This window comes from Sphingomonas sp. GM_Shp_2 (assembly GCF_026540875.1).
GTDB classification, from domain to species: domain Bacteria; phylum Pseudomonadota; class Alphaproteobacteria; order Sphingomonadales; family Sphingomonadaceae; genus Sphingomonas; species Sphingomonas carotinifaciens.
Window position 1 is genome coordinate 24,878 of sequence record NZ_JALNUQ010000031.1, and the last position, 20,643, is coordinate 45,520.

At 69.0% G+C, this 20,643-nt stretch carries 17 protein-coding genes and 1 pseudogene; all 18 read right to left on the reverse strand.

Annotation, left to right across the window (positions count from 1 at the left end):
* Positions 1–179: 179 nt before the first annotated feature.
* Positions 180–1,346 carry a deoxyguanosinetriphosphate triphosphohydrolase gene (locus OXR08_RS11670; RefSeq protein WP_267350007.1) on the reverse strand — a complete coding sequence of 389 codons (1,167 nt, stop codon included), beginning with the start codon at positions 1,344–1,346 and terminating at the stop codon, positions 180–182.
* Complete coding sequence (locus tag OXR08_RS11675; protein ID WP_267350009.1) at positions 1,343–3,511, reverse strand: SPOR domain-containing protein; 2,169 nt, start codon at positions 3,509–3,511, stop codon at positions 1,343–1,345. The genes OXR08_RS11670 and OXR08_RS11675 overlap by 4 nt, the downstream gene beginning before the upstream one ends.
* Before the next feature lie 216 nt (positions 3,512–3,727).
* Positions 3,728–5,203 (reverse strand): cell division protein FtsZ, encoded by a 1,476-nt coding sequence (gene ftsZ / locus OXR08_RS11680; RefSeq protein ID WP_267350011.1) that lies wholly within the window; start codon positions 5,201–5,203, stop codon positions 3,728–3,730.
* 116 nt (positions 5,204–5,319) lie between these two features.
* Positions 5,320–6,582 carry a cell division protein FtsA gene (gene ftsA, locus OXR08_RS11685; RefSeq protein ID WP_112383449.1) on the reverse strand — a complete coding sequence of 421 codons (1,263 nt, stop codon included), beginning with the start codon at positions 6,580–6,582 and terminating at the stop codon, positions 5,320–5,322.
* A 12-nt stretch (positions 6,583–6,594) separates the two neighbouring features.
* Positions 6,595–7,509 (reverse strand): cell division protein FtsQ/DivIB, encoded by a 915-nt coding sequence (locus OXR08_RS11690; RefSeq protein ID WP_112383448.1) that lies wholly within the window; start codon positions 7,507–7,509, stop codon positions 6,595–6,597.
* Complete coding sequence (locus tag OXR08_RS11695; protein WP_267350014.1) at positions 7,506–8,432, reverse strand: D-alanine--D-alanine ligase; 927 nt, start codon at positions 8,430–8,432, stop codon at positions 7,506–7,508. Before OXR08_RS11695 ends, OXR08_RS11690 begins: the two co-directional genes overlap by 4 nt.
* Positions 8,432–9,322, reverse strand: a complete 891-nt coding sequence (gene murB, locus OXR08_RS11700; RefSeq protein WP_267350016.1) for a UDP-N-acetylmuramate dehydrogenase — start codon at positions 9,320–9,322, stop codon at positions 8,432–8,434. The genes OXR08_RS11695 and murB overlap by 1 nt, the downstream gene beginning before the upstream one ends.
* A gap of 4 nt (positions 9,323–9,326) precedes the next feature.
* Positions 9,327–9,527, reverse strand: coding sequence for a hypothetical protein (locus tag OXR08_RS11705; protein WP_112383446.1), 201 nt, complete (start codon positions 9,525–9,527; stop codon positions 9,327–9,329).
* A complete protein-coding gene (murC, locus tag OXR08_RS11710; protein WP_267350019.1) occupies positions 9,524–10,951 on the reverse strand; it encodes a UDP-N-acetylmuramate--L-alanine ligase in 1,428 nt (475 codons plus the stop codon). The genes OXR08_RS11705 and murC overlap by 4 nt, the downstream gene beginning before the upstream one ends.
* On the reverse strand, positions 10,948–12,093 hold the full coding sequence (gene murG, locus OXR08_RS11715; protein WP_267350020.1) for an undecaprenyldiphospho-muramoylpentapeptide beta-N-acetylglucosaminyltransferase: 1,146 nt from the start codon (positions 12,091–12,093) through the stop codon (positions 10,948–10,950). Before murG ends, murC begins: the two co-directional genes overlap by 4 nt.
* The gene (locus OXR08_RS11720) at positions 12,090–13,313 is read right to left on the reverse strand and encodes a putative peptidoglycan glycosyltransferase FtsW (protein WP_267350032.1); all 1,224 of its coding nucleotides are present in this window, start codon (positions 13,311–13,313) and stop codon (positions 12,090–12,092) included. Before OXR08_RS11720 ends, murG begins: the two co-directional genes overlap by 4 nt.
* Positions 13,314–13,318: 5 nt before the next feature.
* Positions 13,319–14,704: a UDP-N-acetylmuramoyl-L-alanine--D-glutamate ligase gene (murD, locus tag OXR08_RS11725; RefSeq protein WP_267350022.1), complete on the reverse strand. Its 1,386-nt coding sequence runs from the start codon at positions 14,702–14,704 to the stop codon at positions 13,319–13,321.
* Positions 14,701–15,771 carry a phospho-N-acetylmuramoyl-pentapeptide-transferase gene (gene mraY / locus OXR08_RS11730; RefSeq protein ID WP_112383442.1) on the reverse strand — a complete coding sequence of 357 codons (1,071 nt, stop codon included), beginning with the start codon at positions 15,769–15,771 and terminating at the stop codon, positions 14,701–14,703. Before mraY ends, murD begins: the two co-directional genes overlap by 4 nt.
* Before the next feature lie 3 nt (positions 15,772–15,774).
* Positions 15,775–17,145 (reverse strand): UDP-N-acetylmuramoyl-tripeptide--D-alanyl-D-alanine ligase, encoded by a 1,371-nt coding sequence (gene murF / locus OXR08_RS11735; RefSeq protein WP_267350025.1) that lies wholly within the window; start codon positions 17,143–17,145, stop codon positions 15,775–15,777.
* A complete protein-coding gene (locus OXR08_RS11740) occupies positions 17,142–17,279 on the reverse strand; it encodes a hypothetical protein (protein WP_267350027.1) in 138 nt (45 codons plus the stop codon). The genes murF and OXR08_RS11740 overlap by 4 nt, the downstream gene beginning before the upstream one ends.
* The gene (locus OXR08_RS11745) at positions 17,276–18,697 is read right to left on the reverse strand and encodes a UDP-N-acetylmuramoyl-L-alanyl-D-glutamate--2,6-diaminopimelate ligase (RefSeq protein WP_267350029.1); all 1,422 of its coding nucleotides are present in this window, start codon (positions 18,695–18,697) and stop codon (positions 17,276–17,278) included. The genes OXR08_RS11740 and OXR08_RS11745 overlap by 4 nt, the downstream gene beginning before the upstream one ends.
* Positions 18,698–18,707: 10 nt before the next feature.
* On the reverse strand, positions 18,708–20,426 hold the full coding sequence (locus OXR08_RS11750; RefSeq protein ID WP_112383439.1) for a penicillin-binding protein 2: 1,719 nt from the start codon (positions 20,424–20,426) through the stop codon (positions 18,708–18,710).
* Positions 20,423–20,643, reverse strand: a pseudogene (locus tag OXR08_RS11755) (hypothetical protein); the annotation flags it as partial. The gene OXR08_RS11750 and the pseudogene OXR08_RS11755, both read right to left, overlap by 4 nt.

Here is a 20,643-nt window from a genome sequence, read left to right on the forward strand (position 1 = left end):
GACAGCGAAAGGGCCGCTCCGGCAACGGGGCGGCTTTTTTGCGGGTAGCGGCATGGCTCAGGGTCGACATCGGATCGATCACACACCCCCGCTCGTCTCGAATAGTCGTCGCGTAGCGGCAGAGCCGCGTATCGAGAGACACATCGCCGCGTGCGGCGCTGTGTCGATGTCATCCAACCCTAGAACCCCTCGGGCAGATCGATCGGCCCCACCAGGTGGCGGTACCGCGCCACCGCATAGCGATCGGTCATCCCCGCGATGAAATCCGCAATATGCCGGCTGCGATCCGGCTCCGCCGCCGGCAACCGTTCGCGCCATTCATCGGGCATCGCGGCAGGGTCCGCCGAATAGGCCGCATAAAGCCCGGACACCACCGCATGCGCCGCCGCCGCCGCCTCCAACTGCCGGGGATGGTGGTAGAGATTGGCGTACATGAAGCGCTTCAGGTCGCGCTCCTCCTCGCGCATCTGGTCCGAAAACGCGGCCAGCGCGCGTCCGGCCCCGCGCACGTCCTCGACACTGCGCACGCCGCTTTCCCCGATGCGGCGCTGCGTCTCGGCGACCAGGTCGTTGACCATCGCGCCGATCTGCGCGCGGATCAGTTCGCTTGCCAGTCGCTTGGGCGGCACGTCGGGAAAGCGGGCGCACGCCGCCGACCATCCCCGCGCGACCAGCGGGATGGCGAGCAACTGGTCGAGCGTCAGCAATCCGGCGCGAAGCCCGTCGTCGATGTCGTGATTGTCGTACGCGATGTCGTCGGCGATCGCCGCGACCTGCGCCTCCAGCGAGGCATGGCTTTCCAGTTCCAGCGGAAAGTCCGCATCGGCCGCGCGCAGCGCCCAGCCGGGATGGCGCACCGGCCCGTTATGCTTGGCCAATCCTTCCAGCGTTTCCCAGCTCAGGTTCAACCCGTCCCAGCGCGGATAGGGCCGCTCGATCGTTGTCAGCGTGCGCAGCGTATGGCCGTTGTGATCGAACCCCCCCGCGCCCCCCAGCGCCGCCTTCAGCGCGTCCTCGCCGGCATGCCCGAACGGCGGATGCCCGATATCGTGCGCCAGGCACAGCGCCTCGGTCAGGTCCTCGTTCAGCCCCAGCGTGCGCGCCACCGTCCGCCCGATCTGCGCGACCTCCAGGCTGTGGGTCAGGCGGACGCGGAGATGGTCGCCGTCCGGCGCCATGAACACCTGCGTCTTGTGGCGCAGCCGGCGAAAGCTGATCGAATGGATGATCCGGTCGCGGTCGCGTTGAAACGCGTCGCGCGGGCCCCGCTCCAGTCCGCTCGCTTCACCATGCAGGCGCCCGCGCGTGGCGGCGGGGTCCGACGCCCATGGTGCGCGCCCCGTCATTTCGCGGGCAGCTTGGTGACGACCTGTCCGGCATCGCTGGTGAAGGTGAACGCGCTGACCCCCTGCTTGGACAGGGTGTTGACGAAGGCACGCGCCTCCGCCTCGGTCTTGAACGGGCCGGTCAGCACGCGATTGGTGGCGCGCAGCGGCGTGGAATAGCCCTGCTTGCCGGCAAAGGCATCGGCCGCCTTGCCCTTGGTCGCACTCCACGCCTTGGGCAGATCATTGGCGTTCGCGCCGCCTGCCACCTGCACCCAGATACGCGCCGGATTGGCGCGGGCCAGCTTCTTCTCTTCGGCGGCTTCCTTGGCCGCAAGGGCCTTCTTCTCCGCGGCCGCCTTCTTTTCGGCCGCCGCCTTCTTCTCGGCCGCCACCTTGGCCGCCGCAGCCTTCTTTTCCGCCGCCGTCAGCGGCTTGGGCTCGGTCACCTCCGGCTTGGCCGGCTTCTTCGCCGTCACCGCAGCCACCTTTACCGGCGCCGGTTTCTCATCCTCGGCATCGGGCAGCAGGGCCACCGCCTTGGCCCGCGTCGCGACATCCTGCGCCGTCCGCGCCTTTGCCTCGGCCAGCACCTGCTCCGTCGCCTCGCTCACCGGCGCCACCGCCCGAACCGGTCCCTCGACCCCCAGTTCGGCCGCCGGAATGGACAGCCCCGCAACGATCCGCGCGAGCACCGAATCGTCCCGTACGGCGGTCGCCGCACTGGTCTGCACCGGCACCCCTGCCGAAGCCCGCGGCGGATCCGCCGACGGCACCGGCTGAACCATGGCGGTTTGCACCGGAGCCGCTTGCGCTGGGGCTGGCGGCGCTGGAGTCGGCTGCACCGCGGCCGTCTGCACCGGTGCAGTCCGCACGGGCGCGACTGGTGCCGGCTCCGCGCGTGTCGCGGCGCTTTGCGCCACGGTCGTGGTCGGGGGAGCGGCGGGGGTAGTCTGCGGTGCCGCGGCGGGCGACGCGGTCGTGGTGGCGGGCACGGTCTGCGGCAGCGGCTGAACCGTTGCGAGTTGCGCGGGTGCCGGGGCCGTTCGGACGGGTGCCGAAGACGCCGCGTTGCCTTGCATAGTCGACTGCGGCAGCGGCTGGACCGTCGCGAGCTGCGCCGGCACAGGCGCGGTGCGCACCGGCGTGGACGGTACTGCGCTGCTCCGGGCGGCAACCTGCGGCAGGGGTTGAACCATCGTCATCGGCGCCGCGGCACGGGTGACCGGCGCCGCGGCCGGGCGCGCGGTCTGTGCGGCCAGTTCGACCCGGCGGGCGCGCTGTTCCTCGCGTTCGCGCCGGCGGCGGTCGCTGCGGCTTTCGGGACGGGCAGCGGGTTGCTGCACCGCTGCAAGCGCGACCGGCGCAGGCGTCGCGATCGCCGCCGGCAGCGGGGTCAGCCTCGGCGCCAGGCGCGCATCCGCAATCCGCTCCGGGGTCGGCAGCAACTCGCCGAAATGGACCGCGAAAGCGCGATCGACGGCATTCAGGGTCGGCAGGCGCTGGAAAAACGGCTGGATCCCTTGCGCCAGTTGCGGCGGCATCATCGTCGTCGCGATCTTCACCGCGCCGGCCTGATCCCCGGTCATCGCCAGAATGAAGGCGCGTGCCCGCCATGCCGCGCGGTCGCTGCTCCGCAGCAAGGGATCGAGCACCGCCAGCGCTTCGTCACGCTTACCCGAAATGCCCAGCGACAGGGCGTAGCGTCGCCGCGTCTCGTCCTCCGGATTGGTCTGAAGCGCGGTGCGATAATCCTGCTGCGCCCGCGCCTGATCGCCGATCAGGTCATAGGCAAAGCCGCGATCGGCCGCCATGCGGGCGACGGGCAGGCCCATCGATTCGGCCTGCGCGAAGTAGCGCAACGCCTCCCCCGGACGCTCCGAGCGCACCAGGATCGACGCCATCCCCGCCTTTACCCGCGGATCGCTCGGCGACACCTTCTGCGCCCGCGCAAACAGCGATGCCGCGCCACTCATGTCGTCCAGGTGCAGCGACATCTCTCCCGCCTGCACCAGCGCATCCACGTCGGTCGGGCGGGCGGCCACACGGCGCATCACCTCCCCCAACCGATCCGCTTCGGTCGTACCGGGCAATGGCTGAACCACTTCCTGAGCCAGCAGGGAAGACGGCGCCGCCAGCGCCAGCGCGAGCGCCAGAGCGGCGCGAGAGAGCATCGATGACGTCATGGGACCGAAGCCGCTAAAGCATGATGCGCCCCGCTTGACCAGCCCGTCAGCGTACGGTGGAAGCCCATCGGCCCGGTCCGCACGCCGAACGGCTGGGATCGGGCCGCTACCGCAAAGGGGTTGGAGCCGCCCTGTCACGAAAAAGCCGGATCGTGCATCCCGCGCGACCCGGCTTTTTGCCGTATCGGGCGCGGCGACCCGCCGCGCCCGCCGATCTTACTGGTTGTTCTGACGGTGCAGGAAGCGCGGAATGTCCAGAGGCTCGGCGCTGCCATTGTCGCTTTGCGCCGCGCCGCGCGCAGCATTCGACATCCGCTCGAACAACGTGCCACCCATCTTCACCCGCGGCGCCGGAGCAGCCGCCTGATCGGCGGCGCCCTCCCCGCCCGGTGCCAGCCAGCGCCGGCGGGACGGGTCCTCGCCCGCCACCGGTGCCGCCGGTGCCGGCGGCGCAGCAGGCGCATCCTGCGGCACGATGGTGTCGCTGCCCAGCACCAGCTCGTCCTTGTCGGCGGCGGGGGCAGGCGGTGTCGGGGCGGGTGCCGCCTGCGGTGCCACCGCGGCCGCGGCTGCCGGCGCCTGTTCGGGCGCCAGTGGCTGTACCGCCGGCGCCGGCGCGGCAGGCTCGCTCGGGCGGAAGGACGGCGTTTCGTCCGTCTTGCGGCCCATGCCGAAGCTGAAGCCGCGCGACGCTTCGGACGGGGCCGGCGTCGGTGCCGCCTTTACATCGGCATCGATACCGGTCGCCACCACCGATACGCGAATGCGGCCTTCCAGTTCGGGGTTGAAGGCCGAACCCCAGATGATGTTCGCATCGGGATCGACCAGGTCGCGGATGTGGTTCGCGGCCTCGTCCACCTCCAGCAGGCGCATGTCGTCGCCGCCGGTGATCGAGATGATGACGCCCTTGGCGCCCTGCATCGACACGCCGTCGAGCAGCGGGTTGGCGATCGCCTTCTGCGCCGCTTCGAGCGCACGGTTGTCGCCCTCCGCCTCGCCGGTGCCCATCATCGCCTTGCCCATCTCCTGCATCACCGACCGCACGTCGGCAAAGTCGAGGTTGATGAGACCGGGCATGACCATCAGGTCGGTGATCCCGCGGACGCCCTGTTGCAGGACCTCATCCGCCATCGAAAACGCTTCCTTGAAGGTCGTGTTCGCATTGGCGATCAGGAACAGGTTCTGGTTGGGGATGACGATCAGCGTATCGACGAACTTCTGCAGTTCCTCGATCCCGCCATCCGCTGCCTTGGACCGGCGATTGCCCTCGAACGCGAACGGCTTGGTGACCACGCCAACGGTCAGGATGCCCATGTCGCGCGCCGCCTTGGCGATCACCGGGGCTGCACCGGTGCCGGTGCCGCCGCCCATGCCGGCGGCGATGAACACCATGTGGCAACCCTCAAGCTGCTTGGCGAGGCTTTCGATCGTCTCCTCGGCCGCGGCGCGACCGATCTCGGGTCGGGCGCCGGCGCCCAGCCCTTGCGTGATCTTGGCGCCCAACTGGATGCGGTTGGGTGCGTTCGACTGCTTCAATGCCTGCGCGTCGGTGTTGGCGACCAAGAAGTCCACCCCCTGGACGTCCGCACGCATCATGTTCGCAATCGCGTTGCCGCCCGCACCACCGACGCCGATCACCGCAATGCGCGGCGTCAGTTCGTCGACTTCCGGTGCGATGAATTCGATGCTCATCCAAAATTCTCCGCCGTCCCGAAACGATACGCTGGGTTCGGGCCCCTGATTAACCTTTGTGCACCATGCTATTGCCCGGTGCCAATCGAAAAGCACGCGATTCGCGTGATCACTCGTCAATAATTTGCGCGCGCGGCCTGAATAAGCTTGCGGAAAATTCCAATTCCGCTTGGCCGGTGGACGGTTTGCCCCGTGGGGGCAACGCTGCGCAGATCAATTGGGTCCGCCGCTGCATAGAAAGCCAGACCTGCAAGCGTCGCGAAAGCCGGTCCGCCATGCGCTTCGGGCAGTCCGGTCAATCCGCGCGGCCGGCCGACCCGGACCGAGCGTCCCAGCGCCTGTTGCGCATAGTCGGCAACCCCCTTCAACTCGGCGCCACCGCCGGTCAACACCACCTGGCGCCCGACCGGGCCCTCGAATTTAAGGTGCTGGAGCGCCTTACGAATCTCGCCCATCTGATGTTCCAGCCGTTGGCGGATCACGCCGATCAACTGTGCCTTGGTGATCTGCATGCCATCGCCTGCCCCATCTTCCGCCGAGATCGGCACGACCGGGATCATGTCGTGATTGTCGCGCGGGGAGGCATTGGCCGAGCCGTGGAAGCACTTCATCCGCTCCGCCTGCTGACGCCTGGTGCCGAAGGCGGAGGCGACGTCGTCGGTGATGTCCGCCGCCCCCATCGGCAGCGAGCACAGCCCGACCAGCATCCCGCCCGCGAACAGCGACACGTTGGTGATCCCCGCCCCCATCTCGACCAGCGCGACGCCCAGTTCGCGCTCCTCTTCCGACAGGCAGGCAAGGCCGGTGGCGACGGGCGAGGCGATGATCGACTTCACCTCCAGATGCGCCGAGCGCACGCACAGGTCGAGATTGCGCACCGGCGAGCCGTCGGCGGCGACGACATGGATATGCACGCCCAGCCGGTCGGCATGCAGGCCCAGCGGCTTCTTCACGCCGGTCAGCCCGTCCAGCGTATAGAGCGCCGGTTGCGCGTGCAGCACCATGCGCCCTTGCGGATCGATCGAGTTGCGCCCGGCCTGGAGCAGCGCGTCGATATCGCCCTGTTCCACCCGGTGCCCGCCCAGCTCGAACTCCACCTCCGCCACGTCGGACACCAGTCCGCCGGCGGAGAAGCCCACCCAGACATTCTCGATGTTCAATCCGGCGATCCGCTCGGCCTGTTCGACCGCCTCGCGCACCGCCGCCTCGGTCGCGCCCATGTCGGCGATATAGCCGCGTTTCACGCCGCGGCTTTCGCGCTGGCCGGTGCCCAGCACGATCAGCTCGCCGCCATCGCCCTTCTTCGCGATCATCGCCGAGACCTTGGACGATCCGATGTCCAAGGCGGTAATCAGGCCTTCCGGTGCCACCTTTGCCATTGCCGTGCCCCTTTATGCGCCATCCGCGCTTGCGGTCATCGCCGGGGTGCCCCCTTGCGGCTCGGCGATGGCGTGATTCTGATTCATTCCCGGCTTGCGCGCAACGAGCTTTGCGGGGTCGCGCATGTCGAAACGCAACCACCCCCGGCCCAGGAGCGGCCGCGCGCCGTCCATCTCGGCGAACTTGACCAATGCGGCGCCCGCCCCGTCCTCGGGCAGCGCCAGCGTTTCGCCGCTTTCGAAGGTCAGGTCCCAGCGCCGGTTGCCGACCCAGGTCGCCGCCTTCACCCGCGGCTTGAGCGCCGGTGCCGCAGCCAGCAGCGCCTGATAGCTCGCCTCCTGCCGGTCCGCGCCGGGCCCGATGACCAGCGGCAGGTCGGGGATTGCGGCCGCGTCCACCGGCTCCAGCAACACCCCTTGCGCATCGATCAGCGTGAGTTGGCCATTGTCCTGCCACACCGCCGCCGGCGTCCGCTCCTCGATATCGACGAGCAGCGTGTCGGGCAGGCGGCGCGAGACGTGCGCGTCCTTGATCCAGCCATAGCGCAGCAGCTTCTGGCGCACCGCCTCCAGATCGACCAGCGGCATCGCCCGGCTCTGCTGGTCGAGCGCGACGGCATAGACCGACATGCGATCCATCCGCTTCAGCCCGGTCACCTCGATCTGTTCGACCCGGAAGCCGGCACGCCCGACCTGTTCGGCCAGCGCCGTGCCGATCATCCCCGGCACGCCGATCCACGTCGCGAGCGCCAGGGCCGCGATGCCCGCGCTCCCGGTGATCGTCCAGGTGACGGCCTTCTTTACCGTCTCTTCGCTCACCGGCACGCGTGCCAGGATGCGCTGCGACAGCGGCACCTTGCGTACCGGCTGGCGGCGGCGCGGTGCCGGCCGCTTGGGCGGTGGCCCGCGCTTGATCGTCCGGCTCACGGCGTCCCGGCCCCGGTTATCGCCTCGTCGACGATCGCCTGCACCAGTTCCGGATAGCTCATGCCCAGGTGGCGCGCCTGTTCGGGCACCAGGCTGAGCGGGGTCATACCCGGCTGGGTGTTCACCTCCAGCAGGAACAGGCCGTCGACGCCGCGCTCGTCGTCCCAGCGAAAGTCCGACCGGCTCGCCCCCTTGCAGCCGAGCAGGCGGTGCGCCTCCAGGGCCAGGGACTTGCAGGCATCCGCAATCTCGTCCGGAATCTGCGCCGGGCAGACATGCTCGGTCAGGCCATCGGTATATTTCGCGTGGAAATCATACCAGCCGTTCCGGGGCTTCAACTCGGTCACGCCCAGCGCCCGGTTGCCGAGGACCGCGGTCGTCAGCTCGCGCCCGCGAATATAGGGCTCGGCCAGCAATTCGTCGAACTCGGCCCACGGCCCCGCCGATCTCTGCGCGATCGGGTTGCCGTAATTGCCCTCGTCGGTGACGATCGCGACGCCGACCGACGACCCCTCGTTCACCGGCTTCAGCACATAGGGACGCGGCAGCGGATCGCGCTCGAACAGGTCGGCGGACCGGACGATCCGCCCACCCGGCATCGGCACGCCGTGCGGCACCAGCGCCTGCTTGGTCAGCACCTTGTCGATCGCGATCACCGAGGTGGACAGGCCCGAATGCGTGTAGCGCAGGCCCATCAGGTCCAGCATCCCCTGCACCGTGCCGTCCTCGCCGGGCGAGCCGTGCAGCGCGTTGAACACCAGATCGGGTTGTGCCTTCGCCAGATGCGCCGCCACGTCGCGGTCCATGTCGATGCGCGTCACCCGGTGGCCGAGCGACTCCAGTGCATCCGCCACGCCATTGCCCGACTGCAACGACACCGATCGCTCGGCGGACCACCCGCCCATCAGAACGGCGATATGCATCACTTCTCAACCCCTACGCGCTGGATTTCCCATTCGAGCGTGACGCCCGACTGCGCCTTTACCCTGTCCCGCACCACCTCGCCCAGCGCCTCGATGTCCGCGGCAGACGCGTCACCCAGGTTGAGCAGGAAGTTGCAGTGCTTTTCCGACACCTGTGCCCCGCCCAGCGTCAATCCACGACAGCCCGCAGCATCGACCAGCGCCCAGGCCTTGTGCCCGTCCGGATTCTTGAAGGTCGACCCGCCGGTCTTCGACCGCAATGGCTGCGACGCTTCGCGTGCCGCCGCGATCCGGTCCATCTCGGCACCGATCGCCGCCGGCTCGCCGGGGGTGCCGCGGAACACCGCCTCCACCACCACCGCGCCGCCCGGCAGCGCGGAATGACGATAGGTATAGCCCAGCCGCTCGGCCGGCCATACCGCCAGCGTGCCGTCGCGCGTCACCACCGTCGCCTCGACAAGGATGTCGCACACTTCGCGACCATAGGCGCCGCCGTTCATCCGCACGAAACCGCCCACCGTGCCGGGGATCGAGCGCAGGAACTCGACGCCCGCAATCCCTGCATCGCGCGCGGTCGAGGATACCAGGATACCGCTCGCCCCGCCGCCGCAGCGTAGGGTCACGTCATCCACCCGCGTGACCCTGGCAAAGGCCTTGCCCAGCCGGATCACCACGCCCGGCATCCCGCCGTCGCGCACGATCAGGTTCGACCCCAGTCCCAGCGGATACACGGGAACGACGGGATCGAGCGCCATCAGAAAATCGGCAAGGTCCGCGACATCGGCCGGCTCGAACAGCCACTCGGCCGCCCCGCCCGCCTTGAACCAGACGAGCGGCGCCAGCGGTGCATTTGGCGTCAGCCTGCCGCGAACCGCAGGCAGCGTCACCACGGCTTCACCACGGCCCGGCGCCCCAGAGCCGTACCCAGGCGCTCCACGCCGCGACATTCGCCTCCGCCGCACGACGCGTCGCTTCCTGCGCCTGCACCAGTGCGTCACCGGCCGCCGTCGCATGGCTCCCCGCCTCCAGTGCCTTGCGCTGCGCGTCCAGCATCTGCCGCTGAAGCCGGATCGAAGTGTCGAACCAGTCGCTCATCCCGCCTTCTCCTGCTTTGCCGCGATCGCCGTGGCCAGCCCGGCCGCCCATTTGGTGATGTCGCCGGCGCCCAGGCAGACGATCATGTCGTCGCGCCGGATCGTGCCCGCCAATTCGGCGGCCAGCGCATCGGCATCGGCAACCGTCGCGGCGGATCGATGCCCGCGCCGCTTCAGCCCCTCGACCAGCGCATCGGCATCGACCCCGGCGATCGGCGCCTCGCCCGCGGCATAGACCGGGGTCACCAGCACGCGGTCGGCATCGTTGAACGCGGTCTGGAAATCCTCCATCAGATTGCCCAGCCGCGTGAAACGGTGCGGTTGCACCACCGCGATCACCCGGCCCGCCGCGCCCTCGCGCGCCGCGGCCAGCACCGCGCGGATCTCCACCGGGTGGTGGCCGTAATCGTCGATCACCACCGCCTTGCCGCCATCGGTCGCGACCTCGCCCACCTTGGTGAAGCGGCGCTTGACCCCGCCGAACGCGTGGAAGCCCTTCTGGATCGTCGCGTCGTCGATGCCCAGTTCCAGCGCGACGCCGATCGCGGCCAGCGCGTTCTGCACATTGTGGCGCCCCGGCATCGGCATCTCGATATGCTCGATCGAGCGGGTCGATCCGTCGCGGTTGCGCACGATCGCCTCGAACCGGTTGCCGCCGGGAATGGGCGTCACGTTCACGCCGCGTACGTCCGCCTGTGCGGAAAAGCCATAGGTCACCACGCGCCGGTCGCGTACCCGCGGCAGGATGTTCTGCACCTCCGGATGATCCAGGCAGAGCAGGGCCGCGCCGTAGAAGGGCACGTTCTCGACGAACTCGACGAACGCGTCCTTGACCCGGTCGAAGCTGCCATAATGGTCGAGATGTTCGGGGTCGATATTGGTCACGACCGCGATCGTGCCGTCCAGGCGCAGGAAGCTGCCGTCGCTCTCGTCCGCCTCCACCACCATCCAGTCGCTGGCGCCCAGCCGCGCGTTGGAGCCATAACTGTTGATGATGCCGCCGTTGATGACGGTCGGGTCCACCCCGCCCGCGTCGAGCAGCGCCGCGACCATCGAGGTCGTCGTCGTCTTGCCATGCGTACCCGCCACCGCAACGGTGGATTTCAGCCGCATCAACTCCGCCAGCATCTCGGCCCGGCGCACTACGGGGATGCGCCGCTCCAGCGCCGCCTCGACCTCCGGGTTGGACCGGGTGATCGCGGTGGAAGTGACCACCACAGCCGCATCGCCGATATTGTCCGCTGCGTGCCCGATCGCGACCGGAATGCCCTTGTCGCGCAGGCCCTGCACGACATAGCCCTCCGCCACGTCGGAGCCCTGCACCGCATAGCCGAGATTCTTCATCACCTCGGCGATGCCGGACATGCCGATGCCGCCGATGCCGACGAAATGGATGGTGCCGATATCGGTGGGGACGCCCTTCATGCGCCCGCTCCCGCCAGCACCGGCTTGGCGCGCCCCACCGGCAGCTTCACCCGCGGCGCGTCCAGGCTCTCGACCAGATCGGCCAGATCGCTTGCCGCATCAGGCCGCCCGCACGACCGGGCCCGGCCGGCGGCGTTCTGGAGGGCGGCGGGGTCCAGCCCCAGCTTCTGCATCTGCTTGGCCAGTTCCACGGCGGTGAAGTCCTTTTGCGCGATCGTGCGCGCACCGCCCGCCAGCGTGATCTCGCGCGCATTGGCGGTCTGGTGGTCGTCGGTGGCGGAGGGCAGCGGCACCAGGATCGCCGGCCGCCCTGCCGCGGTCAGCTCGGCCAGCGTCGATGCGCCCGCGCGCGCGATCACCAGATGCGCCCAGGCCAGTTGCTCGGGCAGATCGGGCAGATAGGTCGCCAGTTCGGCCGGGATCTGATGTTCGGCATATTTGGCGCGCACCGCGTCGATATCCTCGACCCGCGCCTGATGCGTCACCTGCAACCGCCGGCGGAAGGTGACGGGCAGCATGGCGAGGCCGTCGGGCACCACGTCGCTCAGGATGCTCGCGCCCTGGCTGCCGCCGGTGACGAGCACGCGGAAGATGCCGTCTTCCTCCAGCAGCGGATAGGCCTTGGTGCGCAGTGTCAGCACCGCATCGCGCACCGGATTGCCGATCAGGTGCGTCTTGGCCGCATGCTTGGCCGCCAGCCGCTCGGTCTTGTCATAGGAAGTGGCGATCGCATCCACCTTGCCCGCCACCAGCCGGTTGACCCGGCCCAGCACCGCATTCTGCTCGTGAATCGCGGTCGGGATCTTGTCCGCGAACGCCGCCAGCAGCGCCGGCATCGCCGGGTATCCGCCGAAACCGATCACGGCGGCGGGCCGGAAAGTGCGGTACAGCTCGCGCGCCATTGCCCGGCCGCGCCACATCTCGCGCGTCGCCTTGGCCCATCCGATCGGCCCGCCGGCAAAGCGCCCGGCGGGCAGCACATGCGTCTGGATATCCTTGAACAGCCCCGGAAAACGCACGCCGCGCGCGTCGGAGACGAGCGCAACGCGGTGCCCGCGCCTGGTCAGTTCGGCGGCCAGCGCGGCGGCGGGAACCATATGTCCGCCGGTGCCCCCGGCGGCGAGAACGAAATGCCGGCTCATTCCCCGCTCCACCGCACGACATAGGGGCTTCGCGTCAGGAACGGGTTACGCCGGGTAAAGGCGAGCAGTAGCCCCATGCCGATCGACAATGCGATCATCGACGAACCACCATAGCTGATAAAAGGCAACGTCATTCCCTTGGATGGGGCCAGCCCCGTATTCACCGCCATCGACACCAGCGCCTGCGCACCGAACTGCACCGCCAGCCCGGATGCCGCATACAGCTTGAACTCGTCCTGTTCGTCCAGCAGCTTCACGAACACGCGTACCACGATCGCGAGAAATACGAGCGCGACGATCGAACAGGCGATCAGGCCGAATTCCTCGCCGATGACCGAGAAGATGTAATCGGTATGCGCCTCGGGCAGCCCGAACTTCGCGCTGCCGCCGCCCGGCCCGGTGCCCGTCCAGCCGCCCGCGGTCAGCGTGTTGTGTGCGGCGTTCACCTGGAAATGGTCGGACGCCCCCTCGCCTTCCGCATCGGGAAAGATGAACGCGTTGATGCGGTTGCGCGCGGTGCCATAGAACATATAGGCCGCCGCCAGCCCGGCGGGTGCCATGGCGGCGATCCCCACCAGATAGCGGGTCGGCGTGCCGGAGATCATCAACAGGGCCATCCACACCGCGCAAAAGATGATCGTTTGTCCAAAATCGGGCTGCAGCATCAAAAGCGTCGCCACTACCCCGGTCAACCCGCCGGTAATCCACACGACGGGCAGCGTCTTGTCCTTTGCGCGCAGCGACAACAGCCATGCCGTGGTCACGATGAACATCGGCTTCAGGAACTCGGACGGCTGGAACTCCGCCACGCCCAGGCTGATCCAGCGCCGCGCGCCGTTATGCTGCGCGCCCAGGATCGGGGTCGCCAGCAGCAGCGCGATGCACACTCCTGCGCCGACCAGCGCCATGCGCCGCGCGGTCGGCACCGGCAGCATCGACACGCCGAACAGCACGGGCAGCGACACGCCCACCCACATCATTTGCCGCCAGAAATAATAAAGCGGGGTCAGCTTGTGATGCTCGCCCGAATAGCGGACCGCGGTCGCGGGGCTGGCGGCGGCGACCGCGATCAGCCCGATCGCGATCAGGAACAGCGTCAGCAGCAGCAGCACCCGGTCGATATCCCAGAACCAGGTGCCCAGCGGCGACCGATCGCCGCGGCCACCGCGTCCCTTCATCGATGCGACCAGGCCCGGCGCCCGTGCCCTGCCCCTTGCCATATCGGTCACGATTGCGCCTCCACTGCCGCCCGGAACGCCGCACCACGTGCCTCGAAATCGCGGAACTGATCGAAACTAGCACAGGCCGGCGACAACAGCACGACATCGCCGGGCAGCGCGGCCGCCGCGGCATGCGCCACCGCCCGCTCCAGCGTCACCGCCTGCTCCACCACCGGCACCCGCCCCTGCAACAGGTCGAAGAACAGCGGCGCCGCCTCGCCGATCGTATAGGCCGCCACGACATTGCCGAAATAGGGCGCGCAAGGGTCGAGATCGTCGCCCTTGCGCTTGCCCCCGACGATCCAGTGGATACGGGCAAAGGCGCCCAGCGCAGGGGCGGCAGATTCCGGATTGGTCGCCTTGGAGTCGTTCACGAAGACGACGCCGCCCCGCTCGGCCACGCGCTCCATCCGGTGCGCCAGCCCCTGGAAGCTCGCCAGCCCCGCCGCGATCGCCTCCTCACCCACGCCGAGCGCGCGAACGGCGGCTATGGCGGCAAAGGCGTTCTGCGCATTGTGCCGCCCCTTCAGCGACGGCCAGTGCGACTGGTCCATCGCCACGTCCGCCGGAATGACGGTCAGACGCTCCGTCGGCACCTTGGCCGCGATCCCGGCCGACGCCGCATCGCCCGTCCCGACGATCGCCACCTGCCCCGCCGACTGCATCGCAAACAGCCGCGCCTTGGACGCCGCATAGGCATCGAACCCGTCATAGCGGTCGAGATGATCGGGCGTGACGTTCAGCAACACCGCGACATCGCAGTCCAGGCTCTGCGTCAGGTCGATCTGATAGCTGGACAGTTCCAGCACGTACACGCCACCCGCCGGCAGCGGCGCCTGCGCGAGGATCGGCAGGCCGATATTCCCGCCCAACCGCGCCGGAACGCCGGCGGTGTCGAGGATGTGGTGGATCAGCGCCGTCGTGGTCGACTTGCCGTTGGTGCCGGTAATGCCGACCACCTTGTGCGGCGGCAGATCGGCGCGCGCCTGCGCGAAGAGTTCGATATCCCCGATAACGGGAACGCCCGCTTCCCGCGCCGCCCCCGCCAATGGATGCGTATTGAGCGGCACGCCCGGGGATACGACCAATGCGTCGAAGCCGGTCAGGTCTGCAATAGGTTCAATACGCATAACCCCTCTCCCCGCCGGGGAGCGGGAGGGGCCCGTCGCACCAGCGACGGCAGGGTGAGGGGCCGCCCCAGACGCAGCACTGCTTGGCTGCCCCTCACCCCGGTGGGGAGAGGGAGCAAGGTCAGTCCGCTTCGCGGCATCGCTATCCCAGGCAACAACCTCCGCCCCGCCCGCCAGCAGCGCGTGCACCGTCGCCGCGCCCGAGCGCGCCAGCCCCAGCACCGCGAACCGCTTGCCCGCCCAGGTGCGTGCGACGATCACCGCAACTTCAACGTCGAAAGGCCGGCCAGCGCCAGCACGAAGGCGATGATCCAGAACCGGATCACCACCGTCGGCTCCGACCAGCCGAGTTGTTCGAAATGGTGATGGATCGGCGCCATCTTGAACACGCGCCGGCCTGTACGCTTGTAGAAGAAGACTTGCACGATCACCGACAGCGCCTCCACCACGAACAGCCCGCCGATGATGCCCAGCACGATCTCGTGATGCGCCGACACCGCGATCGTGCCCAGCGCGCCGCCCAGCGCCAGGCTGCCGGTATCGCCCATGAACACCGCCGCCGGCGGCGCATTGAACCACAAAAACGCAAGCCCGGCGCCGATCACCGCGCCGGTGAAGATCGCCAGCTCGCCCACCAGCGGGACGTGCGGAATCCCCAGATAGGCGGCGAACCGCGCGTTGCCGGCCAGATAGACGATCACGGTGAACGCCATCGATGCGATGATGACCGGCATCGTCGCCAGCCCGTCCAGCCCGTCGGTCAGGTTCACCGCATTGCCGAACGCCACGATCGTGAACGCCGCGAACAGCGGATAGGCGTAGCTCAGGTCCAGATACATGCGCTGCGTGAAGGGCAGATAAAGGTGCGGCCCGTTCTGCCCCATGATGATCCATGCCGCGATGCCGGCGATCAGGAACTCCAGGATCAGCCGCGTCCGCCCGGACACGCCCGCGGTCGAGGCTTTGCGCACCTTGTCGTAATCGTCCAGGAACCCGATCGAGCCGAAACCCAGCGTCACGAACAGGCATGCCCAGACATAGGGGCTGCGCGGGTCCATCCAGATGAAAACGGCCAGCGCCATGCTGGTCAGGATCATCAGCCCGCCCATCGTCGGCGTGCCGCGCTTGGCAAGGTGCGTCTGCGGGCCATCGGCGCGGATCGGCTGGCCCTTGCCCTGCCGAACGCGCAGCCAGCCGATGAACTTCGGCCCGATCAACAGCCCGATCAGCAGCGCGGTCGCCACCGCGGCCCCAGTCCGAAAGGTCTGGTAGCGAATAAGGTTCAGGACCCCGGGAAACCCGAGTTGCTCCGCGATCCAATACAACATGCGTTACGTCCCGCCCCGCAGGGCCGCCACGACGCGCGACAGCCCCACCCCGTTCGATCCCTTGACGAGCACCGCGTCACCCGGTGCCAGCCTGTCCGCCAGCACCGCCTGGGCCGCGCGTGCGTCGGCCACATGGACGAAATCGACCCGGCCCTCAAGCGCCCTGCCGAGCGGAGCCATCGCTTCGCCGACGAGCAGCGCCATTTCGACGCGCGCGGCAAGGATCGGTTCGGCCAGTGCCGCGTGGTAATCGTCGGACGCGTCGCCCAGTTCGCGCATCTCGCCCAGCACCGCGACATGACGGCCCGGCTCATGCGCCAGCACGGCCAGCGTGGCGCGCATCGACGCGGGATTGGCGTTGTAGCTTTCATCGATGACGAGGGCGGTCTGGCCGTCCGCCAACGGTGCGATGAACCGCGCCCCGCGCCCCGCCAGCCCGCCCAGTTCGGCGAGCGCCAGCCCGGCCTGCCCCAGGTCGCCACCCGCCGCGTCGACCGCGGCCAGCACCGCCAGCGCGTTGGACACCCAATGTGCGCCGGGCTGCGACAGGGTGAAGCTCAACTCGCGCTCCCCCACCCGCGCGGTGACGAAGCTGCCGCCGGTGGCCGCCCGCATGCTTTCGATCGCCCGCACATCGGCGCCCTTGTCGAAGCCGAAGGTGACGATCCGCGCCGCATGAGGCTGCGCCGCCGCGATCAGCCGGTCGCGGTGCGGGCTGTCATGGGGCACGATGGCGACGCCGCCCGGCTCCAGCCCCTGGAAGATCTCTCCCTTCGCGTCCGCAATCGCCTCCTCGCCGGAGAAGAAGGCGGTGTGTGCGGGCGCGATGGCGGTGACGATGGCGATGTGCGGGCGGACGATCCGGGTCAGCGCAGCCAGTTCGCCGGCATGGTTCATCCCCATTTCGAACACGCCCGCGCGCATCCCCTGCGGCATCCGCGCAAGGCTCAGCGGCACGCCGGTGTGATTGTTGTAGCTCTTGACCGACCGATGCACCCGGCCCCGCCAGCCGCGGTCGAGCGCCGCGAACAGTGCCTCCTTGGCGCTCGTCTTGCCGACCGATCCGGTGACGCCGATGATGGTCGCCTCGCTGCGCGCGCGCGCGGCGCGGCCCAGATCCTGCAATGCTTCGAAACTGTCGCCGACGCGTACATGCGGGTGATCGGTCGGCTCCGACACGATCACACCGGCCGCCCCTTGCGCAAAGGCCTGGGTCAGGAAATGGTGCCCGTCGGTCGCCTCGCCCTTCATCGCGACGAACAGGTCGCCGGGGCCGACCTCGCGACTGTCGAAGGCGACGCCGACCGTCTCGAAGGGGGCGGACGCGGTGCCGCCGGTGGCCGCGGCGATATCGGTGGAGGTCCACACCGTCACGGCGCATTCCCCGGCGGGGGCGCGGGCTGGGACCCTGCCCCGCCGCCATATTTCAGGCCCAGCTTGGGGCGTGCGGGCTTGGCATCGGCCCGGCCCTCGGGCGCGCCCGCCGGCGTCTTTGGCGTGCCGTTCATGCTGCCGCGCACTCCCGCGCGACCGTCACGTCATCAAACGGCAGCACCATGTCACCGACGATCTGCCCCTGCTCATGTCCCTTGCCGGTGATCAGCACGATATCCTCCGGCCCCGCCTCGCGGATCGCCGCACCGATCGCCGCGCGCCGGTCGCCGATCTCCGCCGCACCCGGTGCGCCGCGCATCAGCGCGGCACGGATCCGGGCCGGGTCCTCGGTCCGGGGATTGTCATCGGTCACGATCACGCGATCCGCCTGCATCGCCGCCACCTGCCCCATCGCCTCGCGCTTGCCCGGATCGCGGTCCCCGCCCGCACCGATCACGGCGATCAGCCGCCCGCCCGCGTGCGGCTTCAGCGCGGCGATCGCCGCCTCGATCGCGTCTGGGGTGTGCGCATAGTCGACATAGACCGGCGCCCCCGATCGCGCGATGGCGGCGCGCTCCAGCCGGCCGCGCACCGGCTGCAAACGCGCCAGATTGGCCACCGTCTGCCCGATATCGCCGCCGGTCGCGATCACCAGCCCCGCCGCCACCAGCGCATTGGCTGCCTGATATCCCCCGATCAGGGGCAGTTGCACGCGGTGGGTGGCGCCATGCTCGTCCTCGATCACCAGCCCCTGGCCGAGCAAAGTCGGATGCCGCTCGACCAGCCTGAGCGTGCTGCCGCGCGTGCCGACCGTCACCAGCCGGTTGCCGCGCGCCCGCGCCAGATCGATCACCCGCGCCGCCTCGACATCGTCGGCCCACACCACCGCCGTGCCGGCCGGGTCGAGGACCTCGGAGAAAAGCCGCATCTTGGCGGTTAGATAGGCGCCCATGTCGCCGTGATAATCGAGATGATCGCGGCTGAGATTGGTAAACGCCGCCGCCGACACGGTCAGCCCCTCGGTCCGGTACTGCGTCAGCCCATGGCTGGACGCCTCGAACGCCAGATGCGTGACACCCTCACGCGCCAGCCCGGCAACGTTCGACAAAAACGTCACCACGTCGGGCGTGGTCAGCCCGGTATGCACCCGCTCGTCCGCCGTCGTGACGCCCAATGTTCCGATCGAGGCGGCATGTTCGCCCGCCATCCGCCACAACTGGCGTGTCATCTCGACGGTGGAGGTCTTGCCGTTGGTGCCGGTCACCGCGACGTTGGTCGACGGGAACGGCGCAAAGAACCGCGCCGCCAGCCGGGCAAAGGCGGCCCGCGGCTCGTCGTCGGCGATATGCACCGCGCCCTCGACCCTGACGCCGCGCCGCGCGACCACCGCGACCGCGCCGGCGCGCACCGCATCGGCGATGAAATCCTCGCCATTCACCCGCGCGCCCTGAAATGCGCCAAAGATCGTTCCCGGCGCCACCTTGCGATGATCGATCGCAAAGCCGGTGACGACATCCGTCTCGCTACCGCCGGTCAGTTGTCCCAGCTTCATCGCACCATGCTCAATGCCCGGCCGCCGGCCGACGACTGGGATCGTCCCACAAGGTCGGCGTGATGTCCGATACGTCCACGTCGCGCGTCTCGTCGGGTACCACGCCCAGCATCGCGCCGATGCGCGATATGGTCCGCCCGACAACCGGGGCCGCGTTCCACGCTGCGGTCTTCCATCCAGAGGTCTCCTTCGTGCCGAGCGGCGAATCGAGCATCGCCAGCACGACGTAGCGCGGCGCATCCATCGGAAATGCCGCGGCAAAGGTCGCCACGTTGCGCGACCGGTCATAGCCGCCTGCCACAGCCGCCTCCGCCGTGCCAGTCTTGCCCCCCACCCGGTAACCGGGCGCGTCGCCCTTGCGACCGGTGCCGCGCTGCACGATCAGGCGCAGCATCTGGCGCATCCGGGCGCTGGTCTGCTCGCTGATGACGCGGCGTCCGACCGGCACATGGCCGGGCTGCACCTTCAGCAGGGTCGCCGGGCGCCAGATGCCACCATTGACCAGCGCGGCATAGGCATTGGCCAGATGCAGCGGCGTGACGGCGATGCCGTGGCCGTAGGCGGTGGTCATCGTCGTCGTCCGCGCCCAATAGGTCGGCAGCAGCGGCCGCCCCTTTTCGCGCAGTTCGATATCGGGCTTGGTGTCGAAGCCCAGCTTGCGGAACATCGCCTGCATCCGCTGCGGCCCGATCTCGTCGGCGACGCGCGCGGTGGCGATGTTGGAGGAATAGATCAGCGTTTCCGCCATGTTCAGCCAGCGCTTGGGATCGCCGCGCTCGTCATGGATGGTGTAGCCGCCGACATGCAGCGGATGCGTCGCATCGAAGCGCCGCTCGAACGAAGTGACGACACCGGTGTCCATCGCCGTCGCCATGGTAATCGGCTTGAAGGTCGATCCCAGCTCGAACACGCTCTGCGTCGTGATGTTGCGCAGCTCCTCGCTGCCCGCCATACCGACGCGGTTGGGGTTGAACGTCGGCAGCGACACCATCGCGATCACCTCGCCGGTCGCCACGTCCAGCACGATGCCGCCGCCGGCGCGTGCCGAAAAGGTCGTCATCGCGCGGCCCAGTTCGCTTTCCATCGCCGCCTGCACGCGCGTGTCGATCGACAGCGCCACCGGCTTGCCGCTGGTCGCCGGATTGGTCAGCCGCTCGTCCAGCACGCGCTCCATGCCGCTCATGCCGTGCCCGTCGGTCGACAGGAAGCCCAGCGCATGCGCCGCCATGGTCGATTGCGGATACAGGCGCTGCGTTTCGCGGTCGAAAACGATGGCCGGCTCGCCGATCGCGTTCACCTGCTCGACCAGCGCCGGGCTGGCACGGCGTTGGAGATAGGTGAAGCTGACATCCTTGGTCAGCAGGCCGTAGAAAAAGGCCTGGTCGCCCCGTTCCGGCATCAGCGCGGCCAGCTTGGCGGCGATCTCCATCGGATCGCCGATCAGCTTTTTGGGATGGACCGCGATCGTCCAGGCGTCGATCGTGCGGGCCAGCGGCGCGCCGTTGCGATCGACGATGTCGCCCCGCGCCGCCAGCGTCGCGATCCGCGTCGCCGCATCCGCCGGCCCCTCGAAGATCGCCAGCAGTGCCAGCCGCCCGATCACCACCAGCACCGCGGCGGCGAACAGCAGCATCAGCATCATCAGCCGGGTATGCGCCGTCGCCACCAGCGCCTGCCGCTGGCCCGACGACCGACGCGCCGTATCGGGTCGGGCGACCAGTACGCTCAACGCAGGCGCTTCGATTCGGCGCGGGCACCGGTCAGGATGTCACCCAGCGTGGTATCGGACAGGAGCTTGCGGTCCAGCATCGCCACCGCCTGCGGCCGCACCTTGGCAACCGCGGCGGCGCTCCGCACGACGGCCACCTCGCGCGCCTTGGTGGGTGCAATCGTGTTGGCCACGGCGGCATGCACGACCTGGGGCTTGGGCGTGGGCAGCGATGCCA